This window comes from Streptomyces sp. LARHCF249 (assembly GCF_052871255.1).
Map to the genome: position 1 here is coordinate 1 of NZ_JBIXJQ010000003.1, position 25469 is coordinate 25469.

A 25469-nucleotide genomic window follows, 5' to 3' on the forward strand; every position below is an offset into this window, starting at 1 on the left:
CGCCCAACAGCGGCTGGGACCACAAGCTGTGGGCGATCGGGGAGCAGGTCTTCGCGGCCTTGCGCCGCTCCGAGCTGTCGCCGGGCGGGCGCGGACCCGACCGGCCGGGGCCCCCCGCCCGGCCGGCCCCCCGGGGGGGCGGGGGGGGGGGGGGGGGGGGGGGGGGGGGGGGGGGGGGGCGGCGCCCCCCCCCCCCCCCCCCCCCCCCCCCCCCCCGGCGGGGGTGCCTCGGCTAGTTGCCGGGGGACGTCAGTTCGGCGTCGGCCCCGGCCCGGCGGCTGCCGGGAACCGGCACCGGCGCGCCGTAGGGCCCGGCCAGGTTACGCCCGCGCGTTTCCCGGGCGACGAGGACGGTCGCGCTCGTGACGAGCGCCGCCGCCGCGAGGTAGATCGAGATCGGCAGTGAGGAGTCGTAGTCGTCGAGCAGGGCCACCGCGATGATCGGGGCGAGGGCGCCGCCGATGATGGAGGCGAGCTGGGATCCCATCGAGGCGCCCGAGTAGCGGACCCTGGTGTCGAACATCTCGGAGATGAAGGCCGCCTGGGGTCCGTACATCGCGCCGTGGAAGAGCAGCCCGATCGTGACGGCGGCGGCGATGGCCGGGAAGGACTTGGAGTCGAGCATCGCGAAGAAGGCGAACGCCCAGCCGGTCATGCCGAGCGAGCCGATGAGCGTGACCGGGCGGCGGCCGATCCGGTCCGACAGCGCGCCCCACGCCGGGATGGTGACGAAGTGGACGGCGGAGCCGATCAGCACGGCGTTCAGGCCGTCGCTCTTGGACAGGCCCAGGTGAGTGGTCACGTAGACGAGCAGGAACGCCGTGATGACGTAGTACGAGATGTTCTCGCCGAGGCGGGTGCCGATCGCGGTGAGGACACCGCGCCAGTTCGTCCGGAACACCTCCACCACGGGCGGCTTCTCGTCGCCGCCGGTGCCCGAGGCGGCCTGTTCGGCAGCCTTGGCCTGCGCTTCGAGGAAGAGCGGGGACTCGGAGACCGACACCCGGATCCACAGGCCGATCACCACGAGCACGCCGGAGAGCAGGAACGGGATGCGCCAGCCCCAGGCGAGGAAGGTCTCGTCGGACTGGACGGCGGCCAGCAGGGCGAGGACGCCGGTGGCCAGCAGGTTGCCGCCGGGGGCGCCGGCCTGGGGCCAGGAGGCCCAGAAGCCGCGGTTCTTGTCGTCACCGTGCTCGGAGACCAGCAGCACCGCGCCGCCCCACTCCCCGCCGAGCGCGAAGCCCTGGATCAGGCGCAGCAGGGTCAGCAGGATCGGCGCGCCGACGCCGATGGTCGCGTGGGTGGGCAGCAGGCCCATGGCGAAGGTGGCGCCGCCCATCATGAGGAGGCTGAGCACGAGGAGCTTCTTGCGGCCGATCTTGTCCCCGTAGTGGCCGAAGACCAGGCCGCCCAGCGGGCGGGCCGCGAACCCGATCGCGTAGGTGAGGAACGCGAGGAGGGTGCCGACGAGCGGCTCACTGCTGGGGAAGAACAGCTTGTTGAAGACGAGCGCGGCGGCGGAGCCGTAGAGGAAGAAGTCGTACCACTCGATGGTGGTGCCGATGAGGCTGGCGCTGATGATTCGCGCGATGCCCGACCGGGCCGGCGCAGCCGTTGCGGGGGAGACCATGTGCACCACTTCCAGGTGGTCGCGGGGACGTTCCGTGTCGGCACAACGTAGAAGTCCGCAGGTCAGCGGCATATGTGGGTGACCATCACAATCAGGCAACCATCTATGTGCCAGGCGACCACACCACGGAGGCGAAGCCCTCCGCAACCTGGCTGGTCACCGCCGGCCTGCGCCCCGCTTCAGTCGGACGAGGAGCTGCTGTCCCGCTTTTCGTATATGGCGCACCACAGGTTTGTGTACGCGCCGTTTTCGCCCGCAGGGTCGTTGGTCTCGCGGAAGAGTTCGACCGCCTTCCGGCAGGCATCGATCGCCTCGTCGAATCTGCGCAATTCGATCAGGGCCCTGCCGATGTGCGCGTACGCCAAGGCCACGCCGTGCGGGTCCCCGACCGCCTCGAAGATCTCCACAGCGTGGCGGCCGGCGGCGACCGCTTCCTCGTACCGCGCCATTCCGATCAGCGCGGCTGCGAGATTGCCCGACGCTCTTCCTTCACCGGGGCGCTCGGCGATCTCCCGGTAGACGTCGGCGGCTCCGGTGTGGGCGGCGACCGCTTCTTCGAACTGGCTCAGCTCTATGCGGGCGGCGCCGATGTTGTTCAGGGCGTCGGCTTCCGACAGCCGGTCGGAAGTCCGGCGGAAGAGCGCGGCGGCCTTGTCGTGGTCTTCGATGGCGGCCGTCAATTGACCGGCTCTCCGGCGGGCGCAGCCCAGGTTGTTCAGTGCGATGCCCTCGCCGTGGGGATCGCCGGTCCGATGGAGGATCTCGGCGGCGCGGATGTGTTTGTCCACGGCTTCGTCGGTGCGGCCGAGCTGGACCAGGACCATGCCGATGTTGGTCAGGGCGACGCCCTCGCCGTGGGTGTCGTAGGAATCGCGAAAGGCTTCGGCGGCTGCCGTGTGCGCTTCGACGGCCTCTTCGAGCCGTCGGGTGCGGAGCAGGCACAGACCGAGACTGTTGCGCGCCGTCGCCTCGCCATGTCGGTCGCCCATCCCGTGCAGGAGTTCGGCGGCCCGGGTGTGGACCGTGATGGCCTCCTCGATACGCCACTCCGCCATCAGGGTGTTGCCGAGGTGGGTCAGTGCGGCTGCCTCACCATGCGGGTCGGCGATCTGCCGCGAGACGTCGACCGCTTGGTTGAAGGCTTCGACGGCGCCCTCGAACTGCCTCATCCCGGCCAGGGCGGCGCCGAATTGCACCCAGGTGCCCCGAAGGCTGTGGGCGTCGCCGGGATCTCCGTGGGTCTGCGCAACCCCCGCGAGGATGGAGAGCGCCTCCTCGAACCGGCGCAGGTCGATCAACACGCCGGCGAGGTGCCGGAGCATGACGGCCTGCCCCCCGCTCTCGCCGAGCTCGCCGAACATGTCCGCTGCCCGCGTGAAGTCGCGGATGGCCTCATCGAACCGGCGCATCTGAAAACGTACGCTGCCGAGGCTTCCGACCGATGCGGCCTGGCCGAGACGGTCGTCGGCCTGCTCTCGAACCTCCAGGGCAAGGGTGTGCGCCCTGAGGGCCTTGTCGAAGCGCCGTGCTGCGGCGAGTGCGTCCCCGTGGTTGGCCAGGGCCAGGGCCATACCGGCGAGGGAGTCCGTCGTCCGCATGAGGACGAGTGCGATCGCGCTGACAGTGATCCAGTCATCGAGGTGGCGCCCGTGGTCGAGGTAACGGGCGAGAGCGAAGGCGAGATTCATGCTGGTGTCCGGGCGGCCCAGAGCAGCGCCGGCCCGAACCGTCGCGATGAGATTGGCGCGTTCGACGTCCAGCCAGGCCAGGGCCGCCTCTAGTTCGGCGCGTCGGTCTGGGTCCCGGTAGCCGGAATCCAGGGCGGTGTCGGCAGCATCGGTGGTCGAGCGGTAGTGGTCCAGGAGACGGTCGAGGGCGTCTTTCCGCCCGTCGGCCTGGGCCTCGGCCTGGCCGTGATCGTCGGCGAACAGCCGGACCAGGTCGTGCATCGACCATCGGTCACCGCTCGACTGCTGCACGAGGTGGGCGCGGACGAGGCCCGCCAGCAGGCGACGGGTGTCGGGCCGGTCGAGCAGGACGGTGGCCGCGGCGGTGGAGATGTCCGTGCCCGGGGCCGCGGCCACCAGGCGGAAGGCCTTCGCCTGCGGGCCGGTCAGGTACCGGTACGACAGCTCGAAGCAGGCCCGGACCGCCAGCGGACGGCCCTGTTCGTCGACACCGTCGTACGCCAGGACGTCGAGGTCCTCCGCCAGGCCGGACAGATCGTCCGCCAGGCCCGCCAGGGCCCGGTGCGGCTCGTCCCGCAGCAGGGCGGCGGTGATCCGCAGGGCGAGGGGCAGATACCCGCACAGCCTGGCCAGGCGCTGGGCGTCGGATTGCTGGGTGCTGACCCGCTCATCGCCCGTGCCGCCGACGCGTAATGCCTTCTCAAGAAGTGCGACGGCCTCGCGGGAGGTGAGGGGATCGAGGTCGACGCGGTGGGCGGGCAGATCGGACAGGGTCTGGCGAGAGGTGATCAGGACCCGGTGCGGGGGCGGCGGTGCCAGCGCGGTGATCTGTTCCGGGCTGCGGATGTTGTCCAGTACCGCCAGCAAGGGCCGTCCCCGCTCGGCCAGGTGCTCCAGCGCCAGGTGCCAGGCGTCCCGCTTCCCGTCCGCGGTGGGCGGCACCTTGATGCCCAGTGCGCGCAGGAAACGGTCGGTGACCGCGGCGGCGTCGAGTTCGGAGTCGGGACTGAAGCCGCGCAGGTCGGCGAAGAGGATCCCCCCGGGGAACCACCCTCGCTGCCGGGCCTGGTGTGCCGCCTGGAGCACGAGCGCGGTCTTGCCGACACCGCCCATGCCGGACACCACCACCGGGGCCCCGCCCCCCTCACGGCCCGGGTCGAGCCAGTCCATCACCTCGTCCACCACCACGTCCCGGCCGGTGAACTCGGACGGCGGCGAGAGCAGTGTCACGGGGCCCGTCGGCGGTGCGGTACGGCCGGTGGCGCGGGGACGCCCTCCGCGAGCCCGGGCCCGCTCGTCCTGCGCCTGCGACAGCACCTGCTGCCACCACGCCTCCGGCCGAGCCGCGTACCCGCTCCCCGCCTCGACCGCCCGCCCCTGGAGGAACAGCGCGACCACCAGGAAGAACCGGGTCTTGCTCGGGCCGGGCACCGCGGCGCCGGTCAGCCATGCGCTGATCGAGGTGTCCGAGGCCGGGGCGACCGGCGGCCTCTGTTCACCTCCCAAGGCCACCAGTCTCGCCAGCTTGGGCGATCCCGCCGCCTCGTGCACCGCTCTCAGCTCGTCCCGGAACCGCTCTGCGTGTTCTCCCACCCCGCCTGCCCCAGCCTTCCGCTTCCGGACAGCGCATCCCCCGGAATGACCGCTATCTGCAGGCTGGCCAGGCTAGTTGCTCCCTGCCGGTGTCGTACCGGTTCGCCGGAAACTCCCCGCGGCCCGCTCCATGGCGCTACCGAGCAGCCGAACCTCTACCCGGGGAGCCGCACCATGACCAGCGTCACGAAGCCCAACGCCGACCGCACCCGCCGCACGGAGATCCTCGCCCTCATCGGCAGCATCGTCGCCGGAGCCGTCAGCGGCGCGGTACGCGCCCTCACCACCTGGCTCCTCGACCGCTGAGCCCCCGCGGGTGAGGCATGCGCGGCCTCGGCGTGGACCGGGCTCCCAGGGGACTGCACGACGTTGCCCGGAACGCTTCAGCGTCCCGGGCAGGAGGTGCGGGCGGCAGCCGCGAAGCCGCTGGGGTGGTTGCGGGTCCCCGCCATCTCAGCCGGAGTCCGACGGAGCGGCCGAGTCGGCGGCCCGGCGGTATTCGGCGTTGATGCGCTGGGCTTCCTCGAGCTGGTCCTCGAGGATGACGATGCGGCAGGCGGCCTCGATCGGGGTCCCGCGGTCGACGAGTTCCCGGGCGCGGGCGGCGATGCGCAGCTGGTAGCGGGAGTAGCGGCGGTGTCCGCCCGCAGAGCGGAGCGGGGTGATGAGGCGGGCTTCGCCGATGGCGCGGAGGAAGCCTTGGGTGGTGCCGAGCATGTCGGCGGCCCGGCCCATGGTGTAGGCGGGGTAGTCGTCGTCGTCGAGACGGCCGAGCGGGTCGTCTGCTGTCATCTGCACCTCTCTGTGGAACACGCTGGAGGGGCCCTGGTGCCATATGGCACCAGGGCCCCGAAGGAACTGCTACACCATCTGCCGGCCCTGGTACTTCGCCGGCGTTCTGTTTCCGCAGACCCGACCGAGACGCTGTCGGGGGTGCGGGGATCGCGGTTGCTCGACCGGAGACCACCTCACTATCGATGTCCTGCGGTACCCGGGCTCAGACTTCCGCCCGGGCGATCCTGATGGCGGGGCTCCTCCGTTCTTCCCTCGGTGATCAACTGCTTGCCAAACGGGGCACTGCGTACTGCTGGTACTGCCTACTGCTGGTACTGCGTCCTGCTCACGGCAGCCCCTGATCACTGCGGGCCACCCGGTCCGGTCGCCAGTCCCGTCGCCGTCCGTCAACCACCATGGCTTCGAAACTCCGCCACCGCACCGTCATGCCAACTGCACTTGCGGATGCTGCCGCCCGGCAGTTCGTCTCTGCCGGGCCCTGCTGTCTCTCTGGGTTACGAGCGAAACCATAACCAGGCCACAGCCCAATGTCTACTCTGGCCACCATAGATTTTCGCATGTTCCACGAGGAGGTAATCGACCCGCCGGCCGCCCTGATGTCAGTGCGGGGCGGGTGGGGGCGTCGAGCGGCCGGTGAGGGTGTCGAGCTGGGCGGCGAGATCGGGGTGGGTGCCGGTCAGGTGGGGGCGCGTGGCGTTGAGGGGAGGGATGAGGTCGGCCGCGTCATCGTGGGCGAGGGCCGTGTGGAGCCGGCTGAGCGAGGGGCCGGCGGCGGTGGGGAGGTCGGTGAGGGCGGTGATCCGGCCGGCGATGCGGCGCAGGTCGGCCGCGTTGCGGCGCGCCCAGGTGGCGGCGGTGCGTTCGGCGGCGCGGCGTTCGCGGGTGGCCTGGACGCGCTGCTCGCCGGTGGTTCCGGCGGCGCCGGGCCTGTTGCGCAGGTAGCGGCGTTCGGCGGCCTGCCGGCTGGCAACGCCGAGGGGATGGGCGAGGTCCGCCCAGCTGGCTCCCGCGTGGCGGGCCGTTTCGATCAGCCCCGTCTCCCATTCGGCCAGGTGCTCGCGAACGTGCCGCAGCAGCAGGAGGGAGGCCAGGGCCTGCTCCGCTCCGGGGCCGGCATCAGCGGCGTCGGAGGTCTCCTGCCGGGCGGTGCGCAGAGCGTCGTCTATGGCCTGCAGGGCTGCCGCGGCGGCAAGGAACGAGGCGGGATTTCGGCCGTCGGCGCTTGACGGCGTCGGCTGTTCGGGCGCTGTCACGGGCACCTCCCTCGACGTGTCATCGATCGGACGACACCACGTTTGTCATCCATTGGATGACATGTTACAACGGTTTCAGTGAAGCGCATTGGCAGCCACTGCCCCAACCTGCCGGAGGTGTTTTCCCTGTGTTGATGCGCACTGACCCCTTCCGCGATCTCGACCGGCTTGCTCAGCAGTTGACAGGCCCTGGCACCTGGTCACGGCCGTCCCCGATGCCGATGGACGCCTACCGTGAGGGCGACGCGTACGTGGTGGCCTTCGACCTCCCCGGCGTCGGCTCTGACGCGATCGACATCGACGTCGAACGGAACATGCTGACCGTCAGGGCCGAGCGTCGGCCCGCGGCGAAGGCCGACGACGTCCAGATGGACCTGTCGGAGCGGCCGCTGGGCGTCTTCTCCCGCCAGATCGTGCTGGCCGACACCCTGGACATCGAGCGCATCCGGGCCGACTACGACGCCGGCGTGCTCACCCTGCGGATTCCGATCGCCGAACGTGCCAAGCCCCGCAAGATCTCCATCGGCGTCGGCTCAGGCCGCAAGGAGGTCCCCGGCTGAGCGGGGCGATCCCAGCCCATCCGACGTGAAGGACCGGTACCCCCATCCCGGCGACAGAAAGGCAACCACCGCAGTGATCTCCGACCCGCGTGCACCGTTGCAGCAGCTGCCCGCGATGACGTACGAGCAGATGCTGGAGAAGGTCCGCTACGAAGGCGCCTACCCCACCCCGGAGCGGGCCGAGGAAGCCGTACGGCTGGTCCTCGCGGGACTGGGACGCCAGCTGACGGGCGACGAACGCGTCGAACTCGCCGCCCGTCTCCCCTTCCAAGCAGCACGCGTCCTCACCGCACAGATCCCGGACACCGAGCCCCTGACCGGCTGGGCCTTCGTCAAGGACCTCGCGGCCCGCACCGGCGCCTCCCCGGCCACCACCCGCTGGGACACCGGCACCGTCTTCTCCGCCGTCGCCGCCCTGGCCGGGCCCGACCTCCTCACCCGCATCCTGCACCAGCTGCCCTCGGGCCACGCGCTGCTGTTCGGCCGCGCCGAACTCACCCCTGCCGCGTAGGCGGGCGGGTCCCTCCGGCGCCCTCCTCGCCGGCCGGGTCGGCACGGGCGCTGCCCCGTACGGCCCGGTCGGTGGGGCAGCGGCGCCGGAAGCGCCGAGGCTTCGGCAACCGGGAGGTGCTCGCCCTGTGCATGCGCCTCATCCGCGCAGGGCGGGCAGCACCTTCTCGCGGTAACCCGCGAAGAACGCCTCGTCATCGGGGCCGATCTGCCCGATGTACACCTCTTCGAAGCCCGCGTCCACGTAGGCCCGTACCGCGGCCACGTGCTCCTCGGCGTCGTCGCCGCAGGGGACGTTCTCGGACACCTGGCGACGGGTGACGAGCTCGCTCGCCTGCTCGAAATGGGCCGGGGTCGGCAGGATCTGGTTGAGTTCACCGGGCAGGTGCTCCGTGGGCCACAGCCGGTGCGCGGTGTCCACGGCCCTCTCCCGGTCCGCGCCCCAGCACACCTTGAGCCCTCCGATCACGGGCTTTCCTTCGCCTCCCGCGGCCTGGAACCGCCCGATGGCCTCCTCGTCGGGGCCCATGAGGACGAACCCGTCCCCGATCCGCCCGGCGAGCTCCGCCGCCTTGGGTCCGAAGCCCGACACATGGATGGGCAGCGGGCCCCGGGGGGCGGTGTACAGGCGGGCGTTCTCCACCGTGTAGTGCCGCCCGCGGTGGCTGACCTGGCGGCCGGTGAAGAGCTCGCGCATCACTTCGACGGCTTCCTCCAGCATCTCGGCGCGCTCCGCGAACGGCGGCCAGCGGTCGCCCAGGATGTGCTCGTTGAGCGCCTCGCCGGTCCCCACGCCCAGTGCGAACCTGCCGTCGAGCAGCCTGCTCGAGGTGGCCGCGGCCTGGGCCGTGACCGCGGGATGCAGGCGCATGGTGGGACAGGTGACCAACGTGGTCACCGGCAGGTCCACGGTCTGTGACAGGGCTCCGATCATGGACCAGACCAGCGGGCTGTTGCCCTGTGCGTCGTTCCAGGGGTGGAAGTGATCGGAGATCGCCAGACGGGTGAACCCTGCGTCAGCGGCTCGACGCGCCTGTTCCAGGAGGCGGCTCGGGGTGAATTCCTCGCACGCCAGGAAGTAGCCGTAGGACGTCATGGTCTCGTGCCTCCGAGGACGGGAAGATCGACCCCCTCGTCGGCGCGTGCCCCTGATCGCATCGGACAAACTTCCCGGTCTGGGCCGTGCCAGCCGGGTGCGACGGCTACCGGGTGGTACGTGTGCGGCGCGGCCGCACCTGCGGAGGCCCCTTCGGGAAGGGGCCTCCGCATGTGCCGACGGTCGCTGAGCCCTACCAGCGGTACCAGCGCCCGCCGGAGCCCCGGGCCACGAATCCGAGCAGCCACAGCACCAGCAGTGCGATGGCGACCCACCACAGGACGTCCAAGGCGAAGCCGGCACCGAAGAGCACCAGGATCAACAGCAGAACCAGAAGAAGGGGAACCATGGGCCACCTCCGATGAAAGGAATCCGCGCCGGGCTCGGCGCCGGCACACCGAGCGGCTGCCCCCGCTTGGCCGGTTCATGCGGGGTGCTGCTCTGACCTGCGCAGGACGCACCGGCGGGGTCGGCCGGTCTGCAGGAGCCGTGTGCAAGGCGTGATCCGCAGCATGCGGGGGTCACGGCCGGACGTGGTGGAGGGTGAACAGGGCACCTTGGGGGTCCCGGAGCGTGATCTGGCCACGGACGGTCTCGGAGGAATCCGACACCGCTGTCGCACCGTGTGCGACGGCGGCGGCCTGGGCCCGTTCCACGTCGTGGACCTTGAAGTGGATCAGCCAGCGGGGCCTTTCGTGGGGCTTCTCCGCCCCCGTCTCCACCGGGCCGCTGTTCAGCCGGGCGACCGCTTCCCCCTCCGCACGCAGAACGACCTGGTCCTCTTCGTAGGAGGCCTCACAGCAGCCGAGACCGCCCTCCGACCAGCCCAGGACCTCACCGTAGAAGAGAGCCGCGTCGAACGCGTCGCGGGTCCGCAGTTCCAGCCAGGCCGGCGCGCGGCCCCCGACGCTCCATCCGGACAGCACGTGCCCCTCCCACAGCCCGAAGCCCGCACCGTCAGGATCTGCGACCAGGGCCGCCCTGCCGCGGGGAGCGTACGAGACCGGGCCGACTCCGACGGTTCCGCCGCGCTCGCGGACCCGGGCCACTGCCTGGTCCGCGTCGTCCACGGAGAAGTACGCCGTCCAGGCCACCGGCACCGCCAGCTCCCCCGCGACCGCACTGATGCCCGCGACCGGTACGCCGTCCAGCTCGGCGACCGAGGAGGCGCTCCCGAACCCGCCCGGCCTGAAGGTCCAGCCGAGGACGTCCCCGTAGAACTCCTCCGCCGCGCGCAGGTCGCCGGTCATCAGGCTCAGCCAGCACGGCGCCCCGCGCACCTCTGCCGCCACCAGCATCACGGCACCTCCTCACCGGGTCACAGGTTCAAGGCAATGGCGTAGGCAAGGAAGAACAGGGCGCAGACCAGGACCAGCAGGCAGATCAGCACGAGGGGCCTCTTGGCCCAGCCGCGCGAGAGCGGCCGGTACGGACCGGCCCCGGAACCGGTGCTCGACTCACCAGGCGGTGTCTCCCCCGGCGGTACGCCACCCTGACGGGATCCCGAAGGGGTGGGCCGGTCTGGGTCTGGGTCTGGGATGGGTGTGGACATGGTGTTCTGCCTCCTCAAGACCACCCGGCACGGCTCGTTCGCCGGGCCTGGCACGAGCCCGACCCGGAAGCCGGGGTGCCCGGCCCCTACCCGCCGCCCGGCAACTCACTCCGTCGTCCGAGGGCCGCGCGGATCAGGTGTGGAGGCGGCTGTTGGGGCCGTCCAGGTCGCCGGCGCTTTCGTCGTTGAACCAGTAGTCCCCGGCGGCCAGGTACCGGAACGAGTGGACGCTCTCGCTGGCCAGCGCGACCGTGACCGCGCGCTTGCCGTCCTTGCGGGCCTCGAGGGTGTGGACGCCGGGCCGCCAGTCGTTGAAGTCGCCGACCACGCTGACCGGGCCGGGCGGGCTGTCGACGGGAAGGACGAAGGTGACCTCGGTGCGGTCCTTCTTCAGCATGCGCTCCAGCATGGGCGTGGCTCCTGTCGGCAGGGGGGCTGGGTACCCGCCCATCGTCGGGCGCGGGCCCGCATCGCGCACGCCGGCCCGGCCAACCGGTCCCCCGCCCCCGCACTGCGCGAGCGGGTCCAGCCTGGGCACCTGGCGCGCATGCGAGCCCGCCGAAGCGTCCCGGACGGGCATATGGTGGGGGTGGGCGTGGGGCTGCCGCCGTAGGGCGTGCACGTCCCATCAGGCGAGGTGAGACGGCATGGAATGCGACTTCGGCATCACGGTGAGGCGCTACGGTCCCACCGTGCACGTGACCGTCGACGGTGAACTCGACCTGTACACCCGAGCCGCTCTCGGCGACGTCTCCGCCGCCTTCGACGACGGTGTCGTCGTTCTGGTGTGCGACATGCGGAACCTGATGTTCATGGACGTCGCAGGCCTGCACCGGCTCATCGACCTCGCACGCCGCGCCGACAGGCGAGGCATCGCGTGCTTCGCGTACAACTGGCAGCGCCAGCCCCGCAGGCTCCTGGTCCTGGTCGACAACCTGCCCGACCGGCCCGGCGAGCCCCGCTCCGAACCCACCCGTCTGCTGCGCCGCACCCTGCGGGACGCGGCGGCATCGCATCGCGTCACCGGGGCGGCGGCGGTCCACGCGGCCCTCAGCGGGCGGACGGCATGACGCTCTCGGGGGGAAGGGTGCGTCGTACGAGTTGTCCGGCGACTTCGGTGGGGCGCTGCCCGCGGGCGGTGGCGTAGCTGATGAGGTGCCGGACGGCCTGGGACGGGGTGATGCCGGCGGTGGCGGCGATCATGCCTGCAGCGGTGTCCAGGACGGCCTTGCCCGAAAGGGCGGCCTGAATGCGGGTGACGACGTCAAAGGAGCGCAGCGGGTCCGCCGTCCAGCCGATCACGGCTGTGGTCGCGGTGTCTGCGAGGCCCTGGAGGAGCCGCACCTCGGGTTCGGTCAGGGGTGTGGGGGTGTGGGCGAGGAGGTTGAGGGCTCCGACCCGTTGGTGGCGGATGCGCAGGGGCAGCGCGTGGGCTGCCCCGTATCCGGCGGCGGTGGCGAGCGGGGTGAAGGCCGGCCAGCGCGCCGTCTGATCGGCGAGGGTGTCGGCGTGGACCGGCTCGCCCGTGGTGTACGCGTCCACGCAGGGCCCTTGCGAGATCTGCCCTTGGAACATCTCGGTGACTTCCACCAGGTCCGACGTCGCGCAGACCGGGCGCAGCCGGCCTCGGGCGTTGGCGAGCATCACGCCGGCCGCGTCCATGCCGGTGAGCCGGACGCTGTGGTCTACCAGGCGGCGGAGGAGGACCAGCGGGTCGACGTCGTCGGCGGTGTTGTCGGTGAGGCTCACGAACGCCTCGGTGAGTTGCAGCTCCCGGTTCATGCCGGTGTCACCCGTTTCCCAGCTCCGGTCCTGCCGTGCGGCGGGCCTAGTCATGGAACCTGATCCTCCCGGCGATGACGTCGCGAGCCGTCTCCGTCACGGTCTGTCCGTGGCTGAAGGCGTGAGCCCTCAGGCGGGCCAGTGCGTCCTCGGGGCCGACCCCGAGATGCACCATGATCATCCCAGTCCCGATGTGCACCTCCTCATGATCCGTCTCCGCCGCGTCCAGCCAGCTGCCGGGCCGCTCGCCGTCAGCTCCCTCCCCGGCCTGCAGCGCGAGCAGCGCGATGGTGATCCCGTCCGCGGCGGCGAAGGCGAAGGACTGGTCCCGGTCCGACAGCGGACCGGGAGCGTCCCGGTAGAGGTCGAGGGTTCCGACGGCGAGCCCGCCTCCGCCCAGGGGCAAGGAGAAGAGGGCCTTCACCCCGAGAGCGACGGCCTGCTGCGCGAAGACGGGCCAGCGCCGTGCGTCCTGACCACGCGACAGATCGGCCGCCAGCACCGGCGCCGCCAGCGCGGCAGCCGTGCGGCACGGGCCGTCGCCCAGCGTGTACTGGGCCTCCGCCAGCTCGCCGGCCCGCGCGTCGGAGGACCACCACAGCGCCCGGGCGTCCCCGCCCCCGGCGAGGGAGACGGAAGCTCCGGTGATGTCCAGCAGGTCCACGCAGGCCTGGCACAGCGCAGCCGGCACGTGCCTGCCGGGAACACCGGACACCGCGCCCGCGAACACGTCGGACAGGTGCCGGCCCTCTGTGCCGGACCAGGGGCGTCCGCCTTCGGGAGGAACAGGCTCCACGACGCTTCACCTCCCGCTGCGGGCCAGTGCCCCCATCCTCTCACCGGCCTGCCTCCGGTCCGAGCCGATCGGCCTCTCACCTCGGCCCGATGCCGGTCCTTCCGTTTCGTCCCGGTTCAGTTCTCCGCGCACGGGTGGACGCCTCGGCGGGCACGCCGGATGCCCAGCGCCCACTGTGCGACCACTCGCTCCCCCATCTCGCGCCGGAGGGCAAGCGATCGGGCGGAGGTCCCGCCGTCGCCTCCCGGCCGCACCGAACGGACAGACGGGGCGGCAGCGCCCGCTGCTGCTCCGCCGAGCACCGTGAGGAAGGCGCCGTGTACGCGAGCCCAGTCGCGCACGGCGATCAGCCCGTCGGCGGCCGTCCCGTCGGCATGGTCGAGATCGAGCACGAGCGAGTCGGTCTGCGCCGGCAGCGCGGCGAGCGCCGCGGCGAGGACCGGGTTTCCACGGCGCGGGTTACGGTCCCGGGCAGCACAGAGCGTGACCACGGCGAGCGTCCCGTAGAGCTGGTAGTGCACGGTGTACGGCTTCATCGGGCTTCCCCATGCCGGGGCGGCAGCCCTGGACTCCCCGGCCGGCGGCCAGGATTTCCGGAACACGGCCGGGAGGCCGTGCACGAGTCCGGCGTTCAAAGCAGCGCAGGCACGATCCGCATGCCCCGGCCCGCCCGGAGAAGGGCGACGGGTCAACGAAGCCTCAAAGCGACGGAACCAGGCTGGTCCATCAGTTCCACGATCCCACACCGGTGGAGGAAAAGAGCCGGCCCGAGCCGGGCCCGCCCGGCGATCCCCACCGGAAACCACCGAGAGGGGAGGGTGCGCCGACCGGAGCGCGGGTAGGCGACCAGCATGAACGAGACAAACCAGTGGAAGCCGGGTGAGATCGTGCCGCAGAGCGGCATATACGCCTGCGACTGCGGCAAGGAACATCTGTGGAGCAAGAGCACCGACGTCCGCGGCCACCGGTTCCCTCCCCTGCCCTACGACTGCTCGGGGCGGGCGTGGTCACTGCGCACGCAAGCCCACCCTGACACGGACTGACGGCTGCCGTGCGGCTGAGGACCAGCGATCCGCACGCGCCGGGGTGGCGCCGGCTGTGCAAGGGGCGCGGCTTCCGCTACCTGGACGCGGACGGCGCGCCGCTGTCCGCGGTGGACCGGGAGCGGGTCCGTGCGCTCGTGATACCCCCGGCCTGGCGGGACGTCTGGATCTGCCCGTGGCCGAACGGCCACATCCAGGCGGTGGGGACCGACGCCGCCGGGCGGCGCCAGTACCTCTACCACCCGGCGTTCCGTGAACAGCAGGACGCCGCCAAGCACGAGCACGTCCGGGCCGTGGCCCGCGCTCTGCCACGACTGCGCGAGCAGGTGACGCGGGACCTCACCGGGCGGGGCCTGACCCGCGTCCGGGTGCTGGCCTGCATGACCCGGCTGCTCGACCTGGGCTTCCTGCGGATCGGCGGCGAACGCTACGCCCGGGACAACGGGAGTTTCGGACTCACCACGCTGCTGCGGGAGCACGCCGCCTGCCGGGGCGGGGAGATCCGCCTGCACTTCCCCGCCAAGTCCGGCAGGACGGTCACCCGCACACTGGTGGACGAACAGGCCCACGCGGTGGTCCGCGCGCTGCTCCGGCGCAAGGACCCCGGGCCGAGACTCTTCGCGTACTGGGAGCAGCGGGCGTGGCACGAGGCCCACGCCGAGGACCTGAACGACTACCTGCGTGAGCTCGCCGGGCAGGACGTGACGGCGAAGGACTTCAGGACCTGGTACGCCACCGTCCTGACCGCGGTCGCCCTGGCCGTCTCCGAAGGCACCTCCGATGCCTCACGCGCCCGGCGCGGCAAGGTCGTCGCACGCGCCGTACGCGAGGTGAGCGGCTACCTGGGCAACACTCCCGCCGTGTGCCGGGCGTCGTACATCGACCCCCGCGTCATCGAGTGCTACGAGGAGGGAAGGACCATCGCCCCGGCCCTCGGCGATCTGGGCGAGGACGCCCTGTTCGGCGAGCCGGCCACCCACGGCGCCGTCGAGCGCGCCGTCCTGGACCTCCTTCGCGCCGGGAGCGGGTCCGCACCCGACAGGAAGGGAACGAGGTCCCGGTCCCGTCAGGCGGCTGTCCAGCCGCCGTCCAGGGGGATCGAGGCGCCGGTGAGGTAACCGGCGTGGGGTCCGCAGAGCCATACCGCGACGGCGGCGACCTCCTCCGGTTCGATCAGCCGCTTGACCGCGGAGCGGCTGAGCATCACCTCGCCGACCACCTGGCCGGCGTCTATGCCGTGCGCGGCGGCCTGCGCCGCGATCTGCCGTTCCACCAGAGGCGTGCGCACGTAGCCGGGGCTGACGCAGTTGCTGGTGATGCCGTGCGGAGCGCCCTCGAGGGCGGCGACCTTGCTCAGTCCCTCCAGGGCGTGCTTCGCGGTCACGTATCCGGCTTTGAACGCGCTGGCCCGCAGGCCGTGGACGCTGGAGATGTTGACGATCCGGCCCCAGCCCCGTTCCCGCATGTGCGGCATCGTCCGGCGGAGCAGCAGGAACGGGGCGTGGACCATCACCTTCTGGATGAGTTCGAACCGGTCCGGGGGGAACTCGGTCAGCGGCGCCACGTGCTGGAGCCCCGCGTTGTTGACGAGGATGTCGACGTCGGCCGGCAGCCCTTCCACGAGGCCGCCCCGGGCCAGGTCCACGACGTGGGGGGCGCCTCCGATCTGCTCGGCGACGGCCGCGGCCGCCCGGGCGTCGATGTCCACGACGTGGACGCGGGCTCCGGCCGCGGCGAGGGCCGCGGCGCAGGCGCGCCCGATACCGCTGCCGGCCCCGGTCACCATGGCGGTGCGGCCCGCCAGGTCGACACCTGCTGTCCCGTCGAACGCGGGAGTGATTCCGCTTGTCATGGCCGGAATCATGCGCGACGTTCCCGCAGCGCTCCCATGTGTGTACCCACCACACTCGCCCGCGCGCCTGTGTCTGTCTTCGCCAGTGGCCGGGGCCGGCGGCCGCCTCCTGGTGGCCGGATCGTGCGCTCGTGGGCCGGGCCGTGCCCGGCGATGATGGGCCGATGGACATACGGGTGGACGCACGAGGGGTGGACGCACGAGGGGTGGACGCGCGGCCCGTGGAACACACCGGGGCGTATGCCGCGTCGGCCGAGTTCTACGACCTGCTGCACGCCCGGTCGTACCACCGGCACGCGCAGGCGCTCGCCGCTCCGGCCTCGGCGGCCCGGGTCGGGATCGTCGAGGTGGGCGCGGGCACCGGTCTGGTCACCCAGGTGCTGATCAACGCGTCGATCGTGCCGGTCCACGCCGTCGAACCGGCGCCCGCGATGCGGGCGTTGCTGCTCTCCCGCCTGCACCCCCCGGTCGGCGGGTCGGCCGCCGACCGGGTGACGGTGCACGCCTGTTCCGCGCTCGAGCTGTCGCTCACCGGGCAGGCGGATCTCGTGGTGTGCCTGCGGATGATCCCCTGCCTGCCGCCCGACGAGCGGCGCGCGCTGTGGCGGACGATGGCCGATCTGCTGGTGCCCGGCGGCCTGCTCCTCCTGGACCGCCCGCCGGCCCGGCTGCCGGCCCGGCCCACCCGGCGCTCGCTGGGCGAGGTGCGCCTGGGCACCGACAGCTACCGCGGGCACGTCACGGCACGCGCCGACGACGAGGGCCGGATCCGGTGCGACTACACCTATCTGGTGTGCCGTCGGGGCCGGGTCCTGCGGCGGGCCGAGGAGACCTTCCTGCTCCGGCCGATGACCGCTCGGCAGCTGGCCGAGGAGCTCGCGCGGGCCGGTCTCGCCCTGGAGGACGACCTGACGGCCGACGTGCTGCGCGTACGGCGGAGGGGCTGACCACAGGTCAGCCGGCGTCCGCCCGCGCGGCCGCCTCCGCCCAGGCCAGAGCGAACAGTTCGTGCGGCGGGACCGGTGGCAGCAGGCGGATGAAGGGGCCGCGGAGCTCCGAGGCGTCGCCGCACACCCCGTGGGCGGAGAGTTTGGCGGTCTCCAGCGGGAGGTGGGGGGCCTTGAACTCGGTCCACCCGCCCGGGGCGAAGGCCGTCCGTCCGGCGCGGGCCCGCTTTCCGGTGTCGATCACGCCCGCCGCCTCGAGCTCCGCCCGGGCCGCCTTGTGACGGCCGGGCGTCCAGCCGTTCCAGCGGCGGACGTTACGGTCCGTGGGGCGGGCCAGGGACAGCAGCTGGAGGTGGAGGGCGGCGGCGTCCTCGCCGACCCCGAGGGCGCGTGCGGCCTCGGCAACCAGCTCCGGGGCGCTCAGCGCCGGGTTCAGCTCGTAGCCGCCCGGCGGCACCGGCGTCGCGGTCGCGCGGGCGACCATCCGGGCGAGTCCCCCGCCGCACACGGCCTGGATCCGCCGGACGGCCTCCAGCACCTCGGGCAGGCCCAGCTCGCCGCAGAGCCGCACCGCCCGGTCCACCCGCTGCGGATCGGCCAGCGCGGCCGGACGCAGGAACACGTTGCGGCCCGGCACGGCGACCACGAACAGCCCGTCGTCGTACGCCGCGGACGGCTCGGTGTCCTCCCGGTAGGGCGGCTCCGGGCAGGGCAGAACAGTGCCCGCGTACGGGACGAAGGCCGGGTCCTCGGCCGCAGCGCGGCCCAGTGCCCCGTTCCAGCACAGCGGGATCAGCGTCGCCGGGTCCTCCAGCCGCGCCCGCAGGGCGCCGTACAGGGCGACGGCGCCCCGCGCCGCCGGATCACCCGCCGGACGTTCCGCCAGCGCCCAGGCCACGACGGACGCGGGCTCGGCGGGGAAGGGCCGGCCGAGGCCCGCCGGGCGGCCGGCGCTGCCGTCCGCTTCGGCGTGGTGCAGGGTGAGCCCGCCGCTCCGGTTGGCCACCAGGACGTACCCGGCGCCGCCCGGGACCAGGGCACGCGCGGCTGCCGGGCCGGCCGTGAGGGCGCGGGCCCAGCCGTCGCCCAGGCCCAGGTCGGCCTCGAGTGCGGCCGCCAGTTCCTCGTCCACGGACGGGGTGGTGCCCAGCAGCTCCGCCCAGACCGCGGCCATCCGTTCGGCCGCGGCCGTCATCGCGCCCCTCTCCCACAGCTCGGCCGGGTCCTCGGGCACGCCCGCCGCGAGCACCGCACGCCGCCCGGCGTCGCCGAGGCGGTGGCAGAGGTCGTCGTACTCCCGGGCCATCGCCTTGTCGGCTCTGTACGGGGCTGCGCGCAGCAGCTTGAGGTGCTCGTCGTGGTGCGCCCGCCCGGGCAGCCCGCCGAGCACCAGGGCGGCGATCGCGCGCCGGACTCCCGTACGCCGCGAGAACAGCTCCAGCGCCTCGGGCGGCGGCGCGAGCGGGCCCCGTTCGGCCACCAGGTGCAGCAGCAGGGGCAGCCGCGCCGCGTCGTCACGGCCGATGGTGACGCACGCGTACGCGGCCGCGTCGCGGTCCCCGGCGCCGGTGCCGTGCCCGGCTCCGGCAGTGGCTGGGGCTGGGGCTTGTGCTTGGGCTTCGGTTTCCGGCGCCGGTTCGGGCTCGGGCTCGGTGCCCTCCAGACGGGGCCCGAACACCGGGTCGCCCGCGAGGGCCTTGAGGTCGCGCCGCGACCGCTCGCCCCAGAAGTGGATCCGGATCCGCTCGCCCGGGTCCTCCACCGCGAGCCGCTCGGCGAGGCAGAGGTCGAGCAGGTCCGCGTCCAGGCCGGGCCAGCGGTAGCGGTCCTCGTGCAGCCGGACGGGCTGACCGGCCGCGCGCAGCCGGGGCGCGAACCGGGCCACCAGGTCGAGCAGTTCCGGTGGCATGGGCTGCCGGGAGACGCCTCCGTACGGCTGCTTGCGGTGGGAGTACGCGCGGGTGTAGCGCCCCAGCCAGGCCGCGAGGCCGCCCTCCGGGGTGATCCGCCCGGCGGCCACCGCGCCGGCCGCGCCCGAGCGCAGCAGGAGCCGCAGCCAGGCCGCCGCGTCGTTCCTCGACTCCGGGAACACCTCCAGCAGCCGGGCGTTCACCCCGTCGTCCTGCGGGTGGTCGGCCAGCAGTGCGGCGACCGCGTCGAGCAGGGTGTCCGGTACGGCCTTCCCGTGCGCCGCGCCGATCAGCGGGGCCAGTACCCGGGCCTCCTCGGCGGCGTCGAGCCCGGCGGCGCGCACCGACGCCCGGACCCGGCGGGCCAGATCGGCGGGAAGCCCTCCGGGCGAGGCCGCCCACGCGGTGAGCACCCGTACGTACTGCGCGTGCGCGTCGGCCGGGTCCAGCTGCGCGGCCAGCCAGGCCTGGTGGCCGCTCAACTCCTTGGCCGGGAGGGCGCCGGCGCGGGCGAGCAGCAGCACGTTCTCCCTGCGCCAGGCGGGGTCGACGGGCAGGGCGTGCTCCCGCTCCGCGGTGCGGGCCTGGGTGTAGGCGCGCCCGGCGGCCTTCGGGTCCCAGGAGATCAGCCGGTGGGCCACCGTGTCCCAGAACCAGGGCAGATGACGCGGCGGCAGCTGCCGGGCGAGGTGCACCATCCCGTCCAGGGCGCGGCCCGCCTTCGGGTTACGCGCGCGACACGCGGTCGCGCACGTCGGCGAGCAGGGCGACCGCGGCGGTTTCCGCACCCGGGTCGTGGGCGCGCACCCAGTCGGCGTACGCCTCCGACCTGTGGGGTTCCGACGGAAGAGGGACGGGAAGGTTCATGCCTCCGATGCTGCCAGGCCCCACTGACAACTCCGCTGCCACGTCTGATGAGAACGGTTTGTGCGTACTCGCGGGTATCGCGACCCGATAGCGCCGGGATTTGATACTTCTGGACCAGTCCGTGTGCACACTGCCCGCGGGAAGGACGTGACCATGCTCGATTTTCTGCGCCCCAGGACCGTTGTCTGCCCGTACTGCCGGGCCACCGACAAGGAGGGGGTCGCACGGACCCTGAGCGCCGTGGCGGGCTCGCTGTCGGTGACCTGGCACACGGCGTCCTGCCCGCACTACGCCGCCGACCTGATCCTCGCCGACAGCGAGAACAGGACCTAGCCGGCGGCGGGAGCCGGGTCTAGCCGGCGGCGGGAGCCGGGTCTAGCCGGCGGCCGGGTCGGGGACGAGGCCGTCGGCCACCAGGCCGGCCAGGACCGCCTGGCCGAGGGCCTGCACGGCCGACTGGGGCCGGACCATCACGGTGAACTCCTTGACCCGGCCCGCCTCGTCGAGCTGGAGCAGGTCGATCCCGTGGATCTGCTTGCCGTTCACGACGGCCCGGAAGGGCAGGATCGCCGACGGTGCCTCCTCGCCGTCCGCGCCGGTCTCGGCCGCGCCCTCCAGGTACCCGACGTAGCGGATGTCCTCGAACACGCGCAGCAGGACCCCGAAGAGTCCCAGCACCATCTGCTTTCCCTCGAACGGGGTGAATTTCACCGGGCTGTACAACCGGATGTCCTCGGTGAACAGGTCGTCCAGCACGGCGAGATCGCGCTTCTCCACGGCGGCGCGGAAGCGTTCGGCAGTCTCCATGACCCCTCCTGATATTCAAGAATGTGACTAGTCACTTTCTTGAGTATGATGCACCGGACGGACGAGGCAAGGGAAGGGGCTGCGGCGATGGCGTTGCGACATGCCGTGCTGGCGGCACTGCTGGACGGCGAGTACAGCGGATACCAGCTGGCCAAGGTGTTCGACATCAGCGTCGCGAACTTTTGGCACGCGCTCCCCCAGCAGCTGTACGCCGAACTGGCCAAGCTGGAGGCGGAGGGCCTGGTGGCGGGCCGGCAGGTGGTGCAGGAGACCCGGCCCAACAAGCGCCTCTTCCACGTCACCGAAGCCGGCCGCGCCGCGCTGGAGGAGTTCGCGGCGGCCGGGGCGAAGCCCTCGGTCATCCGAGACGACCTCCTGGTCAAGGTCCAGACCGCCGACCGCGTCGGCACCGTGCCGGTGATCGAACAGCTGGAGGCGCGGGCGACCGCCGCCGAGGCCAAGATCGAGCTGCTCGACAGCCTGCTGCGGCGGATGCGCGGCGACGCCGACGAGGAGGAGTTCCTCCTGCACGGCGAACGGGTCGGCGGATACCTGACGTGCCTGCGCGGCGTGGCCTTCGAACAGGGCCACCGCGACTGGTGCCTGCGGACCGCGGCCGTCCTGAAGGCAAGACTGACCGGAGAAAAGGGCGACCACTCGTGACGAACGGTGCGTACCTGCGCTACGTCGCCCTGGGCGACAGCCAGACCGAGGGGATCGGCGACGGCGACGACACCGTCGGACTGCGGGGCTTCGCCGACCGGTTCGCCGAACACCTCGCGGCGGTGGACCCCGGGCTGCGGTACGCCAATCTGGCCGTACGCGGACGCCTGGCCGGCCAGGTCCGCGCCGAGCAGCTGGCGCCCGCCCTGGCCCTGCGCCCCGACCTGGTCACCGTCGTCGCCGGGGTCAACGACCTGCTCCGGCCCCGCTTCGACGCCGTGGCGGTGGCCGGGCACCTGGAGGAGATGTTCGCCGCGCTCACGGCGGCCGGGGCCCACGTGGTGACCGTGACCGTCCCCGATCTGGGGGAGATCGCGCCGCTGGCCCGGCCGCTCGGGTCCCGCCTGGCCGGCCTCAACGACCGCGTCCGCGCCGCGGCCGCCCGGCACGGGGTGACGGTCGCCGAGATCGCCGCGCAACCCGTCGCCACCGACCCGCGGCTGTGGACCGCGGACCGCCTCCACGTCAGTCCCGTCGGCCACGCCCGGATCGCCGCCGCCCTCGCCGAGGCCGTCCGCCTCCCCGGCAGCGACGACTCCTGGACCCTCCCCCTGCCGCCCCGGCCGGCGCCCGGCCGCCTGCAGGCCGCCGGAGCCGAACTGCGCTGGGCGGCCGGGTTCCTCGGCCCCTGGATAGGCCGCCGCCTGCGCGGCCGCTCCTCCGGCGACGGCCGCACCGCGAAACGCCCCGACCTCCTGCCGCTGCGCTAGCGGTCACCACCCGTACAGCAGCCGTCGCGGAGCATCTGGTGCAGGACGGTTCGCCAGTCGCCGGCGGCCGGGCCGGGTGCGGCCGGGTGGATGAAGGCCCGTTCCAGGTCGGCGCGTTCACCGAGGGTTCCGCCGCGCACCGTCGCCCGTACCCGGATCAGGTCGGCGAAGTCGGCGAAGGGGTCGCCGTCCACGAGGGTGAGGTCGGCGATCCTGCCGGGCTCGACCGTGCCGAGGTGGTCGGCCACGCCGAAGACCCGGGCCGGGGTGCGGGTGACGGTGGCCAGCGCCTCCGCCGGGGACAGGCCGTACCGGTGCAGGGCGCGCAGGGCCAGGTGGAGGTGCAGGCCGACCGGCGTGAGCGGGGCGTCGGTGCCCAGCACCAGGCGGCCGCCGCCCGCCAGGAGCCGCCGGTAGGTGGTGACTTCCCGCTCCAGGACCTCGCTCTGCGCCGCGGTCGGCGGCTGGGCCGCGGCGGCCCGGACGGCCTCCACGTCCCAGGGCGGCATCAGGGCGGTGACCCGGGCGTCCGCGGCGAGCTCCGGATCGGCGCCGATCAGCGGCAGGGCCGTGAAGGGGGTGGCGACGAGGTCGAATCCGCCGCGGGTGTAGACCTCCAGGGTGTCCTGGTAGGTGTGGCCCATCGGGGTGGCGCCGTGGCCGTACTCGGCGCGCTCGGTCGCCACCAGGTGCGTGGTCAGGTCCTGGCCCGCCTGGACGCCGGGGGCGCACAGGTGGGAGCCGGCCAGTACGCCGAGCCGCTCGTGGGCGAACCGGGCGGCTTCCTCCATGAGCGCGTACGGGGCGCGGACATAGGTCTTGACGACGTCCCAGTCCAGCGCCTCGGCCCGGGCCAGCGACCGGGCGAACCCCGCGCGGGTGCGGTGGGCCCGGCCCATGCTGTAGGCGACCCGGGAGCCGTCGAGGAGCTCGCCGCCGGCCAGCAGCCGGGGTCCGGCGAGCCGGCGGGCCCGGATGTCCTCGCGCAGCCGGGCCTGTTCGTAGGCGGAGCCGCCGAGGGAGACGGCGGTGGTCACCCCGTAGGCGAGGTGCAGCGTGCCCTGCCGGGCTCCGTAGGTGTACGGATACGGGTGGACGTGGGAGTCCCACAGGCCGGGCAGGACCGTGCCGGCGGAGTGGTCGACCAGGCGTGCCGCGCGGCGGCCCGGACGGTGGGGCTCGACGGCGGTGATCCGGCCGCCGCTGATGAGGATGTCGGCGTCGGCGCGGGGCGGTGCGCCGGTGGCGTCCCACAGCAGCCCGGCGTGCACGACGGTGTCGACGGGGGCGGGGCGGCGGTAGGTCAGGGCGAGCGGCACGGTCCGGGGGCCCCCGGCGGGTGCACCCGCGCCGTCGAGGTTGAGCAGGCGCAGGCGGGCGCAGGACTGGTAGAGGAGGGTGCGGGAGTCGGCGGACCACGAGGGGTGGTCGGCGGGCTCGTCGGTGAGGAGGCGGGCCGGGCCGGTGGGAGTGCCGTCGGGGGCGACGGGCAGCAGCCACAGGGCCGACTCGCCGACGCAGGCCAGGAACCGGCCGTCGGGCGACCAGACGGGACCGGAGGCGTAGCGGTCCGAGAGCGAGGCGTGCGGGGCGAGCGCGTGCAGGCGGGCCGCACCGGTGGTGGTGTCGACGATCCGGATGAGGTTGTAGCCCTCGCGGAAGCGGCGGCTGAGGCGGTTGCGGTCGCAGAGGGCGACGTACCGCCCGTCGGGTGACCAGCTGGGCGGGCCGGGCAGGCCCCCGCCGCCGAGGGCGGCGACCAGGGGGGTCTCGGTGCCGGTCGCGAGTTCGCGGACGAGGAGCCGTCCGGCGAGGTCCAGGGCCGCGAGCCGCGTGCCGTCCGGCGAGAGGGCCCCGTACACGCGGCCGCCCGCGGCGAGGACGCTCTCGCGGCCGCCGGTGAGTTCCCTGCGGCGTACGGTGTTCAGCCCGTCGCGGTCGTCGGTGTAGACCAGGGCCCGGCCGTCCGGGGTCCATACCGGCCCCTGCACGTACGCGGTGGCCGGGGCCTGGAGGACCTTGCGCGGTGCGCCCCCGGTGACGGGCGCGACCCACAGGGCGTTGAGCGCGGCGAAGGCCACGCTGCGGCCGTCGGGCGACAGGCACGGCAGGTGGATGCCGCGCACCGGGCGGCTCCGCTCGGCCTCGAGGACGTACTCCTTGAACCTTCGCCGGGGGCGGGTCACTTCGAGGGTGGCGTCGAGGGGAATCGCACGGCCCGCGGTGTCCCCGTCGGGTTCGATCACCCGGAACCGGCCGTCGAGGGTGATCAGCAGGCGGTCGTCGCCGATCCAGCGCGGGGGCGCGGGCGCGAGGTCCCCGTCGAGGCCGAGCCGGCGGCCGTCCACGTACAGGCTGAGGATCTCGGCCTTGCGGGGGCCTGGGGCGGCGGACAGCCACGCGGTGCGCCCGGCCGGGGAGAGCGCCGGCGTGCGCAGGCTGCCGTCGGTGACGGTGTGTTCGGTCCGTACGGGGCCTCGGGCGTCGGCGGGGACGGAGGCGAGGGTCCGGGCGGTCAGTGTCTCGCCGGCGAGCGTGCCGCGGAGGAACAGCACGCGGGAGCCGTCCGGCGACCAGACGGGGTCGAAGTCCTCCCACACGGCGGCGTCCCGGCCCTCCTGCCCGTGGCCGCCCTGCCCGGCCTGGTCGGGGCCGGACTGCCCCGGCAGGCCCGTCAGGCGGCGCAGGCGGCCGTCCGCGACCGCGACGGTCCAGATCCGGTACGGACTGCCCGTCACCGGATCGCCGCCGCGTTCGGAGCAGAAGGCCAGGGTGCGGCCGTCGGGCGACCAGGCCGGAGCGCGGTGGTCGAACGGGCCGTCGGTGAGCCGCCGCAGGCCCGAGCCGTCGGCGCGCATCACCCAGATGTGGAACGCGCCGCCCCGGTAGGCGCTCATCGCCACCTGTCGGCCGTCCGGGGAGAAGACGGGTCGGCCGGGCTCCAGGTCGGGCGGGGTGAGCGGGGACGCGGGCGATCCGTCCGCGGGGAGGGACCAGAGGATGTTCTGGACCTCCGCGATGACCCGGTCCCCCGTGGCGGTGGCGGTCGCGGCGCCGTTGGTGGCGCGGGTGAAGCGCAGCCGGACCAGGTCCCCGGGCGGCGGCTCGGGCCGGGTGCGCGCCGCCGCGGCCGTCGGGGGGCGGCCGGCCAGCGCCGCCAGGGCGCCGGCCGAAGCCGCCTGCAGAACCGTCCTGCGCGCAATCCGCATGCCGACCACTCGCCTCACGTGTCGATCGATGACCGCCCCGGCCACTCTCAGCCACTCGAACGATCACGGTCCCGTCGCGGCAACGGCCCGTCGGCTATCGTCCGTTACGGCAGTACGGCAGTACGGCAGTGGGCGGCACGGAG

At 73.2% G+C, this 25469-nt stretch carries 27 protein-coding genes and 1 pseudogene; 11 read left to right on the top strand and 17 right to left on the bottom strand.

All coding sequences use genetic code 11. The annotated features are described in order from the left end of the window. Positions 1-113: pseudogene (locus ACIPUC_RS08450) on the top strand (ATP-grasp domain-containing protein); the annotation flags it as partial. Between the two features lie 119 nt (positions 114-232). Here the strand turns inward: ACIPUC_RS08450 and ACIPUC_RS08455 are convergent. Together ACIPUC_RS08455 and ACIPUC_RS08460 are read right to left on the bottom strand one after the other, a co-directional pair. Then, the gene (locus ACIPUC_RS08455; RefSeq protein WP_446587696.1) at positions 233-1633 is read right to left on the bottom strand and encodes an MFS transporter; all 1401 of its coding nucleotides are present in this window, start codon (positions 1631-1633) and stop codon (positions 233-235) included. Between the two features lie 179 nt (positions 1634-1812). Further along, positions 1813-4914, bottom strand: a complete 3102-nt coding sequence (locus tag ACIPUC_RS08460; protein ID WP_446587698.1) for a tetratricopeptide repeat protein — start codon at positions 4912-4914, stop codon at positions 1813-1815. Positions 4915-5088: 174 nt separating this feature from the next. Here ACIPUC_RS08460 and ACIPUC_RS08465 point away from each other — a divergent pair, with 174 nt between their 5' ends. Then, positions 5089-5220 (top strand): hypothetical protein, encoded by a 132-nt coding sequence (locus ACIPUC_RS08465; RefSeq protein ID WP_446587700.1) that lies wholly within the window; start codon positions 5089-5091, stop codon positions 5218-5220. A 147-nt stretch (positions 5221-5367) separates the two neighbouring features. Here the strand turns inward: ACIPUC_RS08465 and ACIPUC_RS08470 are convergent, their stop codons facing one another. Together ACIPUC_RS08470 and ACIPUC_RS08475 are read right to left on the bottom strand one after the other, a co-directional pair. Further along, a complete protein-coding gene (locus tag ACIPUC_RS08470; RefSeq protein WP_446587702.1) occupies positions 5368-5706 on the bottom strand; it encodes a MerR family transcriptional regulator in 339 nt (112 codons plus the stop codon). 602 nt (positions 5707-6308) lie between these two features. After that, positions 6309-6962: a type III effector protein gene (locus tag ACIPUC_RS08475; protein ID WP_446587704.1), complete on the bottom strand. Its 654-nt coding sequence runs from the start codon at positions 6960-6962 to the stop codon at positions 6309-6311. A gap of 128 nt (positions 6963-7090) precedes the next feature. Between ACIPUC_RS08475 and ACIPUC_RS08480 the strand changes: the two genes are divergently transcribed. Both ACIPUC_RS08480 and ACIPUC_RS08485 read left to right on the top strand, forming a co-directional pair. Next, on the top strand, positions 7091-7522 hold the full coding sequence (locus ACIPUC_RS08480) for an Hsp20/alpha crystallin family protein (RefSeq protein WP_446587706.1): 432 nt from the start codon (positions 7091-7093) through the stop codon (positions 7520-7522). Positions 7523-7595: 73 nt separating this feature from the next. Further along, the gene (locus ACIPUC_RS08485; protein WP_446587708.1) at positions 7596-8033 is read left to right on the top strand and encodes a DUF2267 domain-containing protein; all 438 of its coding nucleotides are present in this window, start codon (positions 7596-7598) and stop codon (positions 8031-8033) included. A 138-nt stretch (positions 8034-8171) separates the two neighbouring features. Here the strand turns inward: ACIPUC_RS08485 and ACIPUC_RS08490 are convergent, their stop codons facing one another. The 5 genes from ACIPUC_RS08490 to ACIPUC_RS08510 all read right to left on the bottom strand — a co-directional run bounded on the left by ACIPUC_RS08490 (position 8172) and on the right by ACIPUC_RS08510 (position 11089). Continuing rightward, on the bottom strand, positions 8172-9128 hold the full coding sequence (locus tag ACIPUC_RS08490; RefSeq protein ID WP_446587710.1) for a TIGR03557 family F420-dependent LLM class oxidoreductase: 957 nt from the start codon (positions 9126-9128) through the stop codon (positions 8172-8174). 193 nt (positions 9129-9321) lie between these two features. Continuing rightward, entirely contained in the window at positions 9322-9477 is a 156-nt protein-coding gene (locus tag ACIPUC_RS08495; RefSeq protein ID WP_446587712.1) for a hydrophobic protein, read from the bottom strand. A 172-nt stretch (positions 9478-9649) separates the two neighbouring features. Then, positions 9650-10426 carry a VOC family protein gene (locus ACIPUC_RS08500; protein ID WP_446587714.1) on the bottom strand — a complete coding sequence of 259 codons (777 nt, stop codon included), beginning with the start codon at positions 10424-10426 and terminating at the stop codon, positions 9650-9652. A gap of 20 nt (positions 10427-10446) precedes the next feature. Beyond that, positions 10447-10680: a DUF6480 family protein gene (locus tag ACIPUC_RS08505; protein WP_446587716.1), complete on the bottom strand. Its 234-nt coding sequence runs from the start codon at positions 10678-10680 to the stop codon at positions 10447-10449. 133 nt (positions 10681-10813) lie between these two features. Further along, on the bottom strand, positions 10814-11089 hold the full coding sequence (locus tag ACIPUC_RS08510) for an isoamylase early set domain-containing protein (protein ID WP_446587718.1): 276 nt from the start codon (positions 11087-11089) through the stop codon (positions 10814-10816). 238 nt (positions 11090-11327) lie between these two features. Between ACIPUC_RS08510 and ACIPUC_RS08515 the strand changes: the two genes are divergently transcribed. Then, entirely contained in the window at positions 11328-11750 is a 423-nt protein-coding gene (locus ACIPUC_RS08515; protein ID WP_446587720.1) for an STAS domain-containing protein, read from the top strand. Here the strand turns inward: ACIPUC_RS08515 and ACIPUC_RS08520 are convergent. The 3 genes from ACIPUC_RS08520 to ACIPUC_RS08530 form a co-directional block, all read right to left on the bottom strand. Next, the gene (locus ACIPUC_RS08520) at positions 11731-12516 is read right to left on the bottom strand and encodes a GAF and ANTAR domain-containing protein (RefSeq protein ID WP_446587722.1); all 786 of its coding nucleotides are present in this window, start codon (positions 12514-12516) and stop codon (positions 11731-11733) included. The two genes, ACIPUC_RS08515 and ACIPUC_RS08520, sit on opposite strands and share 20 nt — an antisense overlap. After that, positions 12509-13258 (bottom strand): GAF and ANTAR domain-containing protein, encoded by a 750-nt coding sequence (locus ACIPUC_RS08525; RefSeq protein ID WP_446587724.1) that lies wholly within the window; start codon positions 13256-13258, stop codon positions 12509-12511. Before ACIPUC_RS08525 ends, ACIPUC_RS08520 begins: the two co-directional genes overlap by 8 nt. A 116-nt stretch (positions 13259-13374) precedes the next feature. Beyond that, positions 13375-13794, bottom strand: coding sequence for a hypothetical protein (locus tag ACIPUC_RS08530; protein ID WP_446587725.1), 420 nt, complete (start codon positions 13792-13794; stop codon positions 13375-13377). Positions 13795-14109: 315 nt separating this feature from the next. Between ACIPUC_RS08530 and ACIPUC_RS08535 the strand changes: the two genes are divergently transcribed. Both ACIPUC_RS08535 and ACIPUC_RS08540 read left to right on the top strand, forming a co-directional pair. Then, entirely contained in the window at positions 14110-14301 is a 192-nt protein-coding gene (locus ACIPUC_RS08535) for a hypothetical protein (RefSeq protein WP_446587726.1), read from the top strand. Between the two features lie 8 nt (positions 14302-14309). After that, a complete protein-coding gene (locus ACIPUC_RS08540; RefSeq protein WP_446587728.1) occupies positions 14310-15419 on the top strand; it encodes a DNA topoisomerase IB in 1110 nt (369 codons plus the stop codon). On the opposite strand, the gene ACIPUC_RS08545 is transcribed toward ACIPUC_RS08540, so the two are convergent. Next, positions 15368-16153, bottom strand: coding sequence for a 3-hydroxybutyrate dehydrogenase (locus ACIPUC_RS08545; protein WP_446587730.1), 786 nt, complete (start codon positions 16151-16153; stop codon positions 15368-15370). The genes ACIPUC_RS08540 and ACIPUC_RS08545 overlap by 52 nt on opposite strands. Positions 16154-16317: 164 nt before the next feature. Here ACIPUC_RS08545 and ACIPUC_RS08550 point away from each other — a divergent pair, with 164 nt between their 5' ends. Continuing rightward, complete coding sequence (locus ACIPUC_RS08550; protein ID WP_446587732.1) at positions 16318-17100, top strand: class I SAM-dependent methyltransferase; 783 nt, start codon at positions 16318-16320, stop codon at positions 17098-17100. Positions 17101-17107: 7 nt separating this feature from the next. Here the strand turns inward: ACIPUC_RS08550 and ACIPUC_RS08555 are convergent, their stop codons facing one another. Then, complete coding sequence (locus ACIPUC_RS08555; RefSeq protein WP_446587734.1) at positions 17108-19708, bottom strand: hypothetical protein; 2601 nt, start codon at positions 19706-19708, stop codon at positions 17108-17110. 28 nt (positions 19709-19736) lie between these two features. Further along, positions 19737-19877 (bottom strand): hypothetical protein, encoded by a 141-nt coding sequence (locus tag ACIPUC_RS08560; protein WP_446587736.1) that lies wholly within the window; start codon positions 19875-19877, stop codon positions 19737-19739. A gap of 153 nt (positions 19878-20030) precedes the next feature. On the opposite strand from ACIPUC_RS08560, the gene ACIPUC_RS08565 reads away from it, so the two are divergent. Beyond that, entirely contained in the window at positions 20031-20210 is a 180-nt protein-coding gene (locus ACIPUC_RS08565; RefSeq protein WP_446587738.1) for a hypothetical protein, read from the top strand. Between the two features lie 42 nt (positions 20211-20252). On the opposite strand, the gene ACIPUC_RS08570 is transcribed toward ACIPUC_RS08565, so the two are convergent. Continuing rightward, a complete protein-coding gene (locus ACIPUC_RS08570; protein ID WP_446587739.1) occupies positions 20253-20684 on the bottom strand; it encodes a nuclear transport factor 2 family protein in 432 nt (143 codons plus the stop codon). An 87-nt stretch (positions 20685-20771) separates the two neighbouring features. Here ACIPUC_RS08570 and ACIPUC_RS08575 point away from each other — a divergent pair, with 87 nt between their 5' ends. Both ACIPUC_RS08575 and ACIPUC_RS08580 read left to right on the top strand, forming a co-directional pair. Continuing rightward, positions 20772-21347 carry a PadR family transcriptional regulator gene (locus tag ACIPUC_RS08575; protein ID WP_446587741.1) on the top strand — a complete coding sequence of 192 codons (576 nt, stop codon included), beginning with the start codon at positions 20772-20774 and terminating at the stop codon, positions 21345-21347. Next, positions 21344-22117 carry an SGNH/GDSL hydrolase family protein gene (locus ACIPUC_RS08580; protein ID WP_446587743.1) on the top strand — a complete coding sequence of 258 codons (774 nt, stop codon included), beginning with the start codon at positions 21344-21346 and terminating at the stop codon, positions 22115-22117. The genes ACIPUC_RS08575 and ACIPUC_RS08580 overlap by 4 nt, the downstream gene beginning before the upstream one ends. Here the strand turns inward: ACIPUC_RS08580 and ACIPUC_RS08585 are convergent. Continuing rightward, positions 22114-25326, bottom strand: coding sequence for an amidohydrolase family protein (locus ACIPUC_RS08585; RefSeq protein WP_446587745.1), 3213 nt, complete (start codon positions 25324-25326; stop codon positions 22114-22116). The genes ACIPUC_RS08580 and ACIPUC_RS08585 overlap by 4 nt on opposite strands. Positions 25327-25469 lie beyond the last annotated feature (143 nt).